Origin of the sequence: Sediminicola luteus, assembly GCF_040566555.1 — a bacterium.
Lineage (GTDB): Bacteria > Bacteroidota > Bacteroidia > Flavobacteriales > Flavobacteriaceae > Sediminicola.
Genome location: NZ_JBEWYP010000001.1, coordinates 474,105 through 486,806, shown reverse-complemented (window position 1 = coordinate 486,806; position 12,702 = coordinate 474,105). Strand labels below are relative to the sequence as shown.

Genomic DNA, 12,702 nt, shown 5'->3' with positions numbered 1-12,702 from the left:
TTTTATTTGATGGGTATGACCATTGTCATTTCAATATTCTTAGAAAGCCAATAGATTTAAACTTCTAAAACATACAAGAATGAATGCTATTTTTTATGCTACAGACCGTACAGAGAACTCTGCACCCGTATTGAGGTATGCCTATGAGCTAAGTGAAAAGTTAGGTACACAATTAATCGTGTTTAATACCCACGAGATGGAGCCGATCCGGGTTATGGTTTCCAGACCCCCAGAGCAAATAGAGTATCATGTTTTGAAGGAGCAAAAAGAAATTTTGGCAAACTATTGTGCCAAACATTTAAAAGGCGGATTGGAAGGCAAGAACATAAAATTTGAAGTGGTCTCAAATGACTCCATCACGGAGGGGATTGTGGAAAATTCTAAAAATCTAACTGCAGGGTTGGTTATTATTGGAAGAAAGGATAAACATACGGAGCGGGGATTGTTCGTTGGAGATATTGGAAAAAGTTTGGTGGAAAAATTATCTTGTCCTTTAATGATTGTCCCTAATTCCGGAGGCAAGCCAATAAAGAAGATCCTATACGCCACAGATTTCATGGAGGCTGATATTGAAGCGATAAAAAAATTGGCGCCTATGGCAAAGGCCATGGATGCGAAAGTATATATTGTGCATATTTCCACGGAAGAGGAATATGCAGGAAAGGATCAAATGGAATGGTTTAAAGAGATGTTAGAACAGCACGTGAAAGGTGAAAAATTCGACTTTAAATTAATTTTTTCTGATACCATTGAGAACGAATTAAAAAACCAGGTGGAACAGCTTGGGGCAGATTTATTAGTGCTTTTGCAGCGTGAGGAAAAGGGATTTTTAAACAAACTGTTCCATACCAGTATGGTGAAAAAATTAGAGGGACATATAACTATCCCCCTTATGAGCTTCAATAAATTTAATCTTTAAGTTTACTATACCAACCATTAACTTCAATAAACCCATTAATAAAATATTCTTAGTGGGTTTATTTGGTTTTGATACCTTTTTTTAGATCCACCATTTGGGAAGCAGTGCTATTTTTCATCGGGATATTCCATGTTAAAATATAGATAATGATTACGACCATTGTTATTTACTTGGGTACATTTGTACCTGATCCGAAGTAAATTCACAATCCCCAAAAATGGTTTTAATATGATATCCAAAGGTATTATTCTAATGGTTTTAGGTGCAATAATAGCTGTTATTGCCTATAAAATATTGGAAAACATTAAGTTGAACACCACTAAAAATGAATTGGGAGTCACAAAAAAACCTGTATTAAAAGATTATTTTGGAAAATTTCTGGGTATAGTTGGAGTCCTGGTTTTCTATTTGGGGGTACTTCTGCTCATACTGCGATATGCAATCTCCTAATTAAGCTCAGTTTACCACAAAAATAGATGCATTGGTTGGCAAGGTCTCTAAGAACATGATCTTTAAAGGACCTGCTTGCACCTAAGCTGCAAAGCTCCGCTTTGAAAATCATACTATGGACACCCTGTTGATAGAGGAACAAAAAAGAGTTGGAGAGATATTTTTACAATAGGATTACCTTCGGTTTTCCTGACAAAGCTCCGCTTTGAAAATCAACAAATGAAAACTCGCTGCACTAAAAAACAAAAGCAAGCTATGTTTTTTAGCTTGCGTCATTTTCAAAATTTGTTGATTTATTCGTGACCTCGACAGGATTGGCTGCGCCCTTCATGCAAAGCTCCGCTTTGAAAAGCGACAAACTTACGAACTACGGCTAATCTCAATTAAAATTAAAAATCAAACTGGAATCAGAATCAGGATTTGCTTGCGCACATCCTGCAAAGCTCCGCTTTGAAAATAGCACAAACAAAAAAACGCTCAAGCAAGCTTGGCGTTTTTTCTTATTATGCTATTTATTCGTGACCTCGACAGGATTCAAACCTGTAACCTTCTGAGCCGTAATCAGATGCGCTATTCAGTTGCGCCACGAGGCCTTTTTAAGCGATTTCCTCGCTAACGGGGTGCAAATATATTTCTTTTTGCATTTACAGCAAAGAACTATTGCAAAAAGAAATGAAAATAAGATTATTTCATGGAATTGCCTCGCTCTAAAGATTTACTTTTTTAGGATTCTGTATTGAAAATGCAGTGAACTGTCTATTTTTGTAACAAATCCTTAAAAACGACAAGTGACGTAAGGTCCAAAATTGTTATATTGTTAAAACTAAGGATTACAATTAATAAATATCACGTGAAAAATCTAACACTAAAGGATCTCTCCAAGATTTTAAATCTGTCCCCTTCAACGGTATCCAAAGCTTTGAACAATAGCACGGAGATAAGTGACATCACCAAGAAAAGGGTGAAGGAGGTGGCTTTAGAATACAAATACAGGCCAAATTCGTTAGGGTTGAGCCTTAAAAAGGGAAGGACTAAAACTATTGGAGTGATTATCCCCAGTGTTTTGGACAGGTTTTCTGCTAAGTTGTTCATTGGGATAGAGAAGGTGGCCCATATACATGGGTACAATGCCATCTTGTGTACTTCTAATTATAGCGTGATCCGCGAAGATGAGAATTTAAATTTCTTGAGTGATAAAGGAATTGACGGGATCATCATTTCCTTGACAGACGAGACCATCGTACAAGAGAAATATGATCATATAAAAAAAGTCATCAACTCTGGTATGGAAGTGGTACTTACCAATAAGGTTCCAGAGGAATTGAATGCCCATAGGGTAAGCATCGACTTCTATAAGGAGGCTTATAATTCTATGAAGAACATAAAACTGTCCAAATCCGATAATGTTTTGGTGGTGGATTCTTTTTCTGATGCTATATATCTGGATAAAAGAAAAAAGGGAATTTTAGATGCCCTGAATACAGAACATCAACTTAAGGATGTACAATTGTTGAAATCCAACGGGGAAGAAACCTTTGTAAAAGATGTTGTGGAGAAAATTAAAACCAATAACATAAAAGTATTGATCGCCTCCAATCAGTATTTATTGGAAACCATTATCAATGATTTGGAAGTGCGTAAATGTTTGGAAACAGGCCAATTACTTATATATGGGTTTTCAAATGAGAAATCTTCTTTTGAAAATATAAAGGGCGTGATGGCCATTTCACAACGCGGTAAGTTTCTCGGAGAACAGTCGGCTGAATTACTAATTTCCCAATTGGAAGCTAATGCGGAAGAGGCAATACGGACGGTTCGAATAGATAGCATTGAGAAGAGGATTTATTGAGGCACTAATCCAAGGCTTGGATAGTCACATAATAACGCCAACCAATAATTGCCATTTGCGCTTTGGTGGCTTTGGAAAGGTCCAGTTGTTTTTTTGAATAGGAGGGAAGGAGCACTTGGTTTATTTTGGCCAGGAATTTAAAGAAGGATTTTTTCATCGTTATTTTTTCCAAATATAGTAGATATCTTACAATGAAAAGGGTGCCTAGCGGCTCCCTTTTTTATATATAGGCCTATATGATAGATTTTAAGTTAATATCATGATCAGTGACATCAACACGAAAATTAAAAATTTAGCAAGAGTGATCATAATTCATTGTTTTAAGGTTAGTAAATAGGATTAGTGTAATCGATTATTATCTCAATATACTACTATCCAATTCATATTTCCAAGCCTTGACATACGATTTAATGTAATTGCATATAATTATGTAACTAAATAAATCTATACAGTTTTAGATTTAAGGTCTAAGCCTTATAAAAAGTTATAGTTTATAATTAAATACAATTCACATGTTAGAATCTGTAAGAGCTGAAGGGGGAGTTTGGCTCTTTTTTATGGTGCCTAGGGCATTTTGATCCACTAATTTATAAAAAAATATGGTTCCATCTTTTTTTGCAAAAAAAATTCGCTCTGGTTAAGAGCGAATTAAAAAGAATCAAGCAACTATTATTGTTTCTTCTTGGTCCGGATTTTTATAATAGCAGTGGTATTTTTAGCATCCTGCTTGCCGTTATCTTTTTCTTCTTTTAAGACGTCAAAGGTGGCAATTTCATCTGGTGATAGTTTTTGCATTTCGGCCTTTGTAGATTCCTTGCCGTCTATCATTATTTTAAAATCTTCGCTATCCGCCAAATTCATAAGGGTAGAGTGGATTAATTCTTCTTCGTATTCCTCATTTATTTCCTCCTCGCCATCCTTCATTATGAATACAGATTTCATTTTATCTTTTTGTTTAGCATGCTCCATGTGCATCCTCATTTGATCTTTCTCCTTGTTTATTTTCATTTTTTCGTAATGCTCAGGAGTAATTTCTCTGCCATTGATTTCAATGGTCTTTTTTCCGTCCACTTCTTTAATGATTATCTTTTGGGACTCATTGCCAGAGGATTCAATCCAAATATTGTCCTCTCCATCGCCTTTCTGTATTTTTTTAATAATAATTTCCTTATCATGATCCTCTTTTTCCATCGCTTCAAACTCTTCCCGGGTCACTTTTTTGCCATTGACCATAATGGTTTCCTCCCCATTTTCTTGTAAAACAACAACATGCTTTTCTTTGTCATTATATGCGGCACTATGCTCCATGTCCCTTTTAATACGACCAATCTCCTTTCTAATTTTTATATTCTTGGAAGCAGCATGCATTCCACTAGGACCAAATGGTATATCATGATCCCCAGACACAATAAACATGCCGCCGGTAGTATTCGTTCCAAACATTATTGGTTCTATGCCATTCTCTTCATTGTATCTGGCCCTTACCATCCCTTTTTCCTTATCCTGGAATTCGACTGTGATAGCAGAAATTTCTCCGGCATCATTTCTTTTGAGACCATTGTATTTTAGGGTGCCTCCATGGTTGGATTTAATTTCCTTCTTAAGTTCATCCAATTCTTTATTGGATTGTTCTTTAGTGATGGTGAACACCACTTCCTGCTGCACCAACTCTTCTTTATTTTCTGTTCTGTAATGGGCAACTGTCTCTACGTTGAAAAGGAAAATAAATCCAATGAGCATTGGAATGACCACAGCGTATTTCCACACTTGCTTTTTGCTTGATTTTTGTTTGTTTAACATGACGATTCGTTTTTTGATTAATGAATTAAAAAATGGATTTACAATAGAGAATTGATGACTTCCCATACTTGTTTTTAATAAGAGATATTGATAGCTTTTTCTGTTTTGCTTGATTTCAGCTGTTTGGTGGTCTGCTATAAATTCTAAATTTTGTTCCATGTAGGATTTATAGAGCCAAATAAATGGATTGAACCATAAAAATATAGATACCAAATGCATAAAGAGGATATCAAGGGAATGTGCACCCCTCACATGCGCCTTCTCATGGATAAGAATACTGGAAAGCTCCTCTTCCGAATAGGCAGGTCTGTGTAGCACGATATAATTGAAAAATGAAAAAGGAGCTATATTCTTAGGTGTTTCCACCATTTTAAAAACCCCGGATATTTTGATGTTACTTTCCCGAAGTAACTTTTTTAAGGATAATAACTGAATGATAAATCGGGCCAATAGAATTACACAGCCCATCCCATATAAAAGTAAAAGTAACCCTGACCAATTAAAAGGTTCTTGGTATTCCTGGGTCGCTATTTGAAATGTACCCCTGGTCTCTTGAAGATATTGGGGTGCATTTAGCCATATGGTTTTGGTGAAAGTCACCAAGGGTAGTACTATGGCCAAGAAAATGCCTGACAGCAAAAAAATACGATTCGATTTAAAGGAAGTTTCTTTTTGAAGCATCACAGCATAGCATAAGAGAAATAAAAGTACTATGCCCGATGATTTTAACAGGTACATTATAAAAGGTTCCATATTATTTGTTCTTTTCGATCAAGTTGATAATTTCTTTCAATTCTGCGACGGAGATCTTGTCCTCCTTGGCAAAAAGGGATACCATACTTTTATAGGAATTGTCATAATAGTCTGCCAACGTAGAATTTATATATTTTTTCCGATAGTCCTCCTTGGTAATCAATGGATAATATCTATGGGTGTTTCCAAAAGCCTCATGTGCTACATACTTCTTGTCCTCCAAATTTCGAACTATGGTGGACAGGGTATTGTAATGGGGTTGGTCATCTTTTATTTCTGCCATGATTTCCTTTACAAAGGCCTTTTTTAACTGCCAAAGTATTTTCATGATCTCCTCTTCCTTATTGGTAAGCTTTTGCATGATCCCTTTTGTTTACATCAAACCTAAAACTAAATTAATAGTTAAGCAACTAAATTAATAGTTATTTAACTAAAAAAATAGTAGAACAAAAGTGTCAAGTTCTTTCTGAGCTTTGTTTTGATTGGGATTGTTCTTCTATATTTACAAATAAAAAAATACGAATGCAGAATATATTATTCGTAATCTCTGGACTCCTATTTTTAATCTTGGGGGGTAATTGGTTGTTAAAGGCAGCAGTGGCAATTTCCTTGCGGCTCAGTATTCCTAAGATTGTAGTGGGAATGACCGTGGTTTCTTTTGCTACCTCCGCTCCAGAATTAATTGTTAGTGTCAATGCTGCCTTGGATGGATTTCCTGATCTGGCCCTCGGTAATGTGGTAGGGTCCAATATTGCGAATCTCGGACTTGTGTTGGCGATAACGGTTATCCTGGGCCCTATAAATGTCCGTAAAAACTTTTACACCACAAATTGGCCGGTAATGATGTTGGCTTCCTTGATATTTTTTGCTTTTATTTATTTTGATGGACAGTTGCAGCAAAGCGAAGGTATTGCCATGGTGGTGTTATTGTTCTTGTTTTTAGTTTATCTATTAAGATACCAAAAAACCGCTGTTGTGGATGAAATGCCAGAGGATGATGTGCTTTTGCCCCTTTATAAAACCGTTTTGTTTTTAGGGCTTGGAGGAGTTGGGCTCTGGGGTGGTTCAGAGTTGTTGATTGATGGTGCTGTGGGATTGGCCTCTTTTTATGGGGTGAGTGATAGGGTAGTGGCGGTTACCGTGGTGTCGGTAGGCACCAGTATTCCGGAATTGGCTGCCTCAGTTATTGCGGTCATAAAAAAGGAAAAGGCGATTTCTCTAGGTAATCTTATCGGTTCTAATATTTTTAACCTATTGGCTGTTTTGGGTATAACAGCCATTGTAACTCCAATTACAGTTATGGATCAAGAGCTTTTAAGTAGTGACATCTTTTGGATGTTGGGCATATCCTTTTTGATTCTTCCCTTGGTGTTCTTTCCAAAGGGTTTGCGTTTAGGTTGGCGGGATGGTTTGGTGCTCTTGGCATTTTATCTTGCCTTTATCTACCATACCATATCATAAAAAAAACAGCCCTTGGAATTCCAAGGGCTGTTTTTGGTTAACAACAATTAATTTATTTTGTGCTTAAATCTTGGCAGTTTTCACTGTTTTTACAATTCTACCTGCAATCTTGTATGGATCACCGTTAGACGCTGGTCTTCTGTCTTCCAACCATCCTTTCCATCCTTTTTGAACAGTAATGATAGGAATTCTAATAGAAGCTCCCCTGTCAGAAACACCGTAGCTAAAGTCATGTATAGATGCGGTTTCATGTTTCCCTGTTAAACGTTGGTCGTTGAACTCACCGTAAACGGCAATGTGTTCAGCAGTAACTGGTCTAAAGGCTTCACAGATCTTCTCGTATATTTCTTTTGAACCACAAGTTCTTAAAGTGGTATTGGAGAAGTTCGCGTGCATTCCAGAACCGTTCCAATCCCCTTTGACTGGTTTTGGGTGGTATTCAATATAGTAACCATATTTTTCAGTCAAACGATCCAATAAGTATCTGGCAACCCAGATTTCATCTCCTGCTTTTTTGGCACCTTTGGCAAACAATTGGAATTCCCACTGTCCACTGGCAACCTCTTGGTTGATCCCTTCGAAGTTCAATCCGGCAGCAATACATAGATCGGCGTGCTCTTCAACAAATGCTCTTCCATGGGTGTTTCTTCCGCCTACAGAACAGTAGTACATCCCTTGTGGACCAGGATAACCACCAACAGGGAATCCTAAAGGCAGTTGGGTTGTTTTATCCATTATAAAATATTCCTGCTCAAAACCAAACCAGAAATCACCATCTTCATCGTCTATAGTAGATCTAGAATTTGATACGTGTGGGGTTCCATCAGGATTTAAAACTTCTGTCATTACTATGTATCCATTCTTCCTAGCAGGGTCTGGATATATGGCAACAGGCTTTAAAAGACAATCAGAAGATCCTCCTTCAGCTTGTTTTGTTGAACTTCCATCGAAAGACCAAATAGCACAATCTTCCAATTTTCCACTAAAATCATCTTCAACTTTAGTTTTGCTTCTCAGGTTGGCTGTTGGTTCGTAACCGTCTAACCAAATGTACTCTAATTTTGACTTGCTCATAATCTTGGTAGTTAATTTTAATCTTAAAGACAGGCAAAAATATATATTTTCATGTACCTATCTAAATTTTAAGGGGGTTATTGTGTTAAATAGCAACATTATTTTATTTACCCTTGTGATCTATGGGGTATTTTGATTTAAATTTATTTTTTAGTCCATAAATTATTAAATCCTTAATTTTGCGCAAAACATAAAATCATCATATGTCCAAGCTTAGATTTTCGTCCATAAAGGAAAGTAATAATAGGAATCGTATTGCCATTGAGGAGAATGGCAGACGTTCAGAACTTTTCGGGATTAATGTTTTCAATGAAGATAAAATGCTCCAGTTTTTAACCAGGGAAGCTTATGACAGGGTTAAAGGGGCCATCTATTCCGGATCCAAAATAGATCGTAAGATTGCGGATCAAGTGGCGGAAGGGATGAAAGCCTGGGCAATTACCATGGGGGCTACCCATTATACCCATTGGTTCCAGCCTTTGACCGGAGCTACGGCTGAAAAGCACGATGCATTCTTCGATCTCTTGCCCGATGGTAAGGCTCTTGAAAAATTTGGAGGCGGACAATTGGTACAACAAGAGCCTGATGCCTCCAGCTTTCCGCATGGAGGTATCCGTAATACATTTGAGGCCAGAGGGTATACCGCGTGGGATCCAACATCGCCCGCTTTTATCTATGGTTCTACTCTTTGTATTCCTACAATATTTGTGTCCTATACCGGGGAAGCCCTGGATAACAAGGCACCTTTATTAAGAGCATTGAGTGCTGTTGATGAAGCTGCCACGGCCGTTGCAAAGTATTTTGATAAAAATGTTTCCAAGGTCAATGCGACCTTAGGTTGGGAGCAGGAATACTTTTTGGTAGATAAGGCATTGGCATATTCCCGCCCAGATATATTATTGACAGGGAGGACCTTGGTGGGCAATTCTGCCGCCAAAGGCCAACAGTTGGATGATCACTATTTTGGAGTGATCCCTAGCAGGGTGCTCAGTTTTATGAGCGATTTGGAAAAGGAATGTACCAAGTTGGGAATCCCAGTAAAGACCCGGCATAATGAGGTGGCGCCGAATCAATTTGAATTGGCACCGGTATTTGAGGAGGCAAATTTGGCGGTAGACCACAACCTATTGTTAATGGACGTCATGGAAAAGATAGCCGACAAGCATAGCTTTAGGGTGCTCTTCCATGAAAAACCCTTTGCTGGAATCAACGGATCAGGGAAACATAACAACTGGTCTTTGGCTACGGATACTGGGGTGAATCTTTTAAGTCCAGGTTCCACCCCCATGAAAAACCTACAGTTTTTAACCTTTTTTATAAATACCATAAAGGCAGTAGATACGTATGAGGAACTCTTGAGATCTTCCATAGCTTCTGCCAGTAATGATCATAGGTTAGGGGCCAATGAAGCGCCACCGGCCATTTTCTCAATCTTTATAGGAAAACAATTAAGTGATGTTCTGGATGAGTTGGAAGGGGTTTCCCAAGGGAAATTATCCCCAGAGGAAAAAACAGAGCTTAAGCTGAATGTAGTGGGGAAAATTCCGGAGATCTTACTGGATAACACGGATAGAAACCGTACCTCCCCTTTTGCCTTTACGGGGAACAAATTTGAGATGCGTGGTGTAGGATCGAAGTCCAACTGTGCCAAACCAATGACCATTCTCAATACCATAGTGGCCAAACAATTGATTGCCTTTAAAAAAGAAGTCGATGCCCTGATAGATAAAAAGAACCTTAAAAAGGACGAGGCTGTTTTTAATGTACTACGGGAATATATCAAAACCTCCAAGAAAATAAGGTTCGAGGGGGATGGCTATAGCGAGGAATGGGAAAAGGAGGCCAAAAGAAGAAAACTGAGTAATAACAAATCCACGCCCCAAGCTTTACAAATTTTGACATCCAAGGAAAGTTTGGCATTGCTGAAGTCCATGAATGTGATGAGCGAGGTGGAAGTTAGAGCCAGACAAGAGGTGGAATTAGAGGCTTACATATTGCATTTGCAGATAGAGGGCAGAATGTACAATGAAATTGTATATAACTATTTGATACCTGCGGCCATTACCTATCAGAACAAGCTGATCAAAAATGTAATGGGGCTAAAGGATATCTATGGTGCGGCACACAAAACGTTTACAGAAGGACAGTTGTCCATTATAGAAAACATAGCAGAGAATATCAGCGCTTTAAAGAAAAAGACAGATGCCATGACAGAGGCCAGAAAAAGTGCCAATGTATTGACAGATGTCAATAAAAAGGCATTTGCTTACTGTGACAATGTGCGCCCTTATTTTGAGGAGATAAGAATTCATTGTGATAAATTGGAACGTTTGGTAGATGACCAGCTTTGGCCCTTGACCAAATACAGGGAGCTGTTATTTATCAAATAGGTCATCTTTAAATTTCTATATATTAAAAGCCCACTTTTTTGCGGGCTTTTTATGTGATAACAGTAAAAATTCTCACGCAAAGAATTATCTAAACACTGTTAAAAACGTTAATATATTGTGAATTAATAATTTTTAATATCAAAAAAATCCCACATTGATAAATTTTGTCTGACAGAAAATTTACTTCATAGTATTTTTTCTGTAGGAATTTAACTTTTGATGGTAGTTTGTCGAGTTAATTAACGGTACATCGAAATATAACTTTAACTACAACGATGTAGTGTAAATTCGACAGAGGTTAAATAAAAAGAGCAGGTGCAAATTTAAAGTCCTGACAATCAAATATATATTTTCCAATACTATAATACTTCCCCCGTAGTACGCATATCATTTTATTAGTTTTTGAATAAAGATACCCCAACTATCTTTTGAGCTATTCTGTATTTGTGTTTTAATGGTAAGTATCTATAAACCTTTTGGTTTTTGGGTACGAAACATCTTGAAAAGGATGCCAAACTAGTAACCTTTAAAACCATTATAATTATGAAAAAAGTAATTCTATGCGCTGCGGCGCTAATGATCGGAGGCTTTGCCTTTGCGCAAGGGACAGCACCTGTAGCACATCAGGGTGGTTTGCCAACTACTCCATCTGGTACTGCTAATGACGGTATGTCAATTCAAAATGGAAATGATCACAAAGTTCTAGTTCAACAAGCCGGACAAAAGAATACAGTGTTTACTGATCAGGATAATCAATCAACGACTATCGGTGCTAATTTAGCATGGATTAGACAATCCGGAGTAAATACAACGGAGAGCGGAGTCGCTAATATGGCAGACGTTTTACAAGATGGAGACAATAACTTATCTTCAACTGATCAGAACGGTGATATGAACAATGCAGTCACCAATCAAGGACAAACGGACGATACGAGCTCTGGAAATGATGCTTCCATCCAACAAGGAGTTGGTTGGGCCGAAGGTAATTCAGCTGCTATAGAACAGGACGGAACTGATAACATCGCGAGGACAATTCAATTTCATGATAATAATGTTGCTTGGACTGACCAGGATGGTACCGATAATCAAGCGGATATTTTACAAAATGCTGCTCCCGACAAAACAGATCCGGGACATATGGCTTATGTTAAGCAATTAGGCGGTGATAATATTGCAGAAATAGATCAAAGTGGAAAATTTAATAGAGCCTTTACTAATCAAGGAGCTGGTGTTGCTGGGGGAGGTGATTTTGATGTTGATCCTACTGGGATTTTCACAAAACTTAGTGATACAGATTCCGGCGGAACTTTTGATGGAGAATCTACTTTCGCTACAGCTTACCAAAAACAAGAAGGAGAAGATAACGATGCATATATTGAGCAATTTGGTGCAGGCACTTCATCTGTGGATGGTAATTATGCAGAACAAACACAAACTGCTGCATCAAAAGGTAGCAAAGCCTACATTACACAAAATGCATATGGTGTTGCGGATGGCACGGGTAGTAAAGCTCGTCAGTTTCAAGATGGAGACACCAATGAAGCTGGCATTTCTCAGTTAGGATATGATCATAAAGCACAGCAGCTACAGTCTGGTGCAGATAATGCCATTTATTCATCTCAAAGAGGAACTGGTAATGTTTTATACTCTAATCAATCAGAAGGAGGCAATTACGGTTTAACCGAACAAAGAGGTGATTATAATGTGGCGGTTTTGCTTCAAACTGGTGGGCAGAGATACACTATTAGTCAAGGTATGGATGACTGGGGGACCACCGGGAATCAAGTTGTTGTAGAGCAATTACCAGCTGACGGTGTTTTTATGACTGATTATTCAACTATCGAATGTGGATTTACACCATTAACGCCAGGAACTCCAGCTTCTGGTTTGACATTAGCTGATGTGTGTGCAGATTGTATTCCAAACCCATAATTTAATAAATGTTAGAGGATTTGAAAGGGCAGATAACCTGCCCTTTTTTCTCATATTAATTTTGATTAATTTGT

General features: G+C 37.8%; 10 protein-coding genes and 1 tRNA gene. 6 read left to right on the top strand and 5 right to left on the bottom strand.

From position 1 onward, the window contains the following. Positions 1–79: 79 nt before the first annotated feature. Together ABXZ32_RS02140 and ABXZ32_RS02135 are read left to right on the top strand one after the other, a co-directional pair. Positions 80–919 carry a universal stress protein gene (locus tag ABXZ32_RS02140; RefSeq protein WP_354617036.1) on the top strand — a complete coding sequence of 280 codons (840 nt, stop codon included), beginning with the start codon at positions 80–82 and terminating at the stop codon, positions 917–919. A 228-nt stretch (positions 920–1,147) separates the two neighbouring features. Next, positions 1,148–1,369, top strand: a complete 222-nt coding sequence (locus ABXZ32_RS02135; protein WP_354617035.1) for a hypothetical protein — start codon at positions 1,148–1,150, stop codon at positions 1,367–1,369. A gap of 519 nt (positions 1,370–1,888) precedes the next feature. On the opposite strand, the gene ABXZ32_RS02130 is transcribed toward ABXZ32_RS02135, so the two are convergent. Continuing rightward, positions 1,889–1,962 (bottom strand) — tRNA-Arg (locus ABXZ32_RS02130). Between the two features lie 257 nt (positions 1,963–2,219). Here ABXZ32_RS02130 and ABXZ32_RS02125 point away from each other — a divergent pair. After that, positions 2,220–3,218, top strand: a complete 999-nt coding sequence (locus tag ABXZ32_RS02125) for a LacI family DNA-binding transcriptional regulator (protein ID WP_354617034.1) — start codon at positions 2,220–2,222, stop codon at positions 3,216–3,218. A 4-nt stretch (positions 3,219–3,222) separates the two neighbouring features. On the opposite strand, the gene ABXZ32_RS02120 is transcribed toward ABXZ32_RS02125, so the two are convergent. The 3 genes from ABXZ32_RS02120 to ABXZ32_RS02110 form a co-directional block, all read right to left on the bottom strand. Beyond that, on the bottom strand, positions 3,223–3,375 hold the full coding sequence (locus tag ABXZ32_RS02120) for an SsrA-binding protein (protein ID WP_354617033.1): 153 nt from the start codon (positions 3,373–3,375) through the stop codon (positions 3,223–3,225). 512 nt (positions 3,376–3,887) lie between these two features. Continuing rightward, positions 3,888–5,771, bottom strand: a complete 1,884-nt coding sequence (locus tag ABXZ32_RS02115; RefSeq protein ID WP_354617032.1) for a M56 family metallopeptidase — start codon at positions 5,769–5,771, stop codon at positions 3,888–3,890. Position 5,772: 1 nt separating this feature from the next. Continuing rightward, on the bottom strand, positions 5,773–6,132 hold the full coding sequence (locus ABXZ32_RS02110) for a BlaI/MecI/CopY family transcriptional regulator (RefSeq protein WP_354617031.1): 360 nt from the start codon (positions 6,130–6,132) through the stop codon (positions 5,773–5,775). Between the two features lie 161 nt (positions 6,133–6,293). On the opposite strand from ABXZ32_RS02110, the gene ABXZ32_RS02105 reads away from it, so the two are divergent. Then, complete coding sequence (locus ABXZ32_RS02105; protein ID WP_354617030.1) at positions 6,294–7,232, top strand: calcium/sodium antiporter; 939 nt, start codon at positions 6,294–6,296, stop codon at positions 7,230–7,232. 63 nt (positions 7,233–7,295) lie between these two features. On the opposite strand, the gene ABXZ32_RS02100 is transcribed toward ABXZ32_RS02105, so the two are convergent. Beyond that, positions 7,296–8,306 carry a glutamine synthetase beta-grasp domain-containing protein gene (locus ABXZ32_RS02100; protein ID WP_354617029.1) on the bottom strand — a complete coding sequence of 337 codons (1,011 nt, stop codon included), beginning with the start codon at positions 8,304–8,306 and terminating at the stop codon, positions 7,296–7,298. A gap of 203 nt (positions 8,307–8,509) precedes the next feature. Between ABXZ32_RS02100 and ABXZ32_RS02095 the strand changes: the two genes are divergently transcribed. Together ABXZ32_RS02095 and ABXZ32_RS02090 are read left to right on the top strand one after the other, a co-directional pair. Further along, the gene (locus tag ABXZ32_RS02095) at positions 8,510–10,696 is read left to right on the top strand and encodes a glutamine synthetase III family protein (RefSeq protein ID WP_354617028.1); all 2,187 of its coding nucleotides are present in this window, start codon (positions 8,510–8,512) and stop codon (positions 10,694–10,696) included. Positions 10,697–11,179: 483 nt separating this feature from the next. Further along, positions 11,180–12,628 carry a hypothetical protein gene (locus ABXZ32_RS02090; protein ID WP_354617027.1) on the top strand — a complete coding sequence of 483 codons (1,449 nt, stop codon included), beginning with the start codon at positions 11,180–11,182 and terminating at the stop codon, positions 12,626–12,628. Positions 12,629–12,702: the final 74 nt, after the last annotated feature.

What these genes read in the sequence shown, in the direction of transcription:
- ABXZ32_RS02140 (WP_354617036.1), top strand. Translation starts at nt 80, where the DNA reads ATGAATGCTATTTTTTATGCTACAGACCGTACAGAGAACTCTGCACCC.
- ABXZ32_RS02135 (WP_354617035.1), top strand. Translation starts at nt 1,148, where the DNA reads ATGATATCCAAAGGTATTATTCTAATGGTTTTAGGTGCAATAATAGCT.
- ABXZ32_RS02120 (WP_354617033.1), bottom strand. Translation starts at nt 3,375, where the DNA reads ATGAAAAAATCCTTCTTTAAATTCCTGGCCAAAATAAACCAAGTGCTC.
- ABXZ32_RS02115 (WP_354617032.1), bottom strand. Translation starts at nt 5,771, where the DNA reads ATGGAACCTTTTATAATGTACCTGTTAAAATCATCGGGCATAGTACTT.
- ABXZ32_RS02110 (WP_354617031.1), bottom strand. Translation starts at nt 6,132, where the DNA reads ATGCAAAAGCTTACCAATAAGGAAGAGGAGATCATGAAAATACTTTGG.
- ABXZ32_RS02105 (WP_354617030.1), top strand. Translation starts at nt 6,294, where the DNA reads ATGCAGAATATATTATTCGTAATCTCTGGACTCCTATTTTTAATCTTG.
- ABXZ32_RS02100 (WP_354617029.1), bottom strand. Translation starts at nt 8,306, where the DNA reads ATGAGCAAGTCAAAATTAGAGTACATTTGGTTAGACGGTTACGAACCA.
- ABXZ32_RS02095 (WP_354617028.1), top strand. Translation starts at nt 8,510, where the DNA reads ATGTCCAAGCTTAGATTTTCGTCCATAAAGGAAAGTAATAATAGGAAT.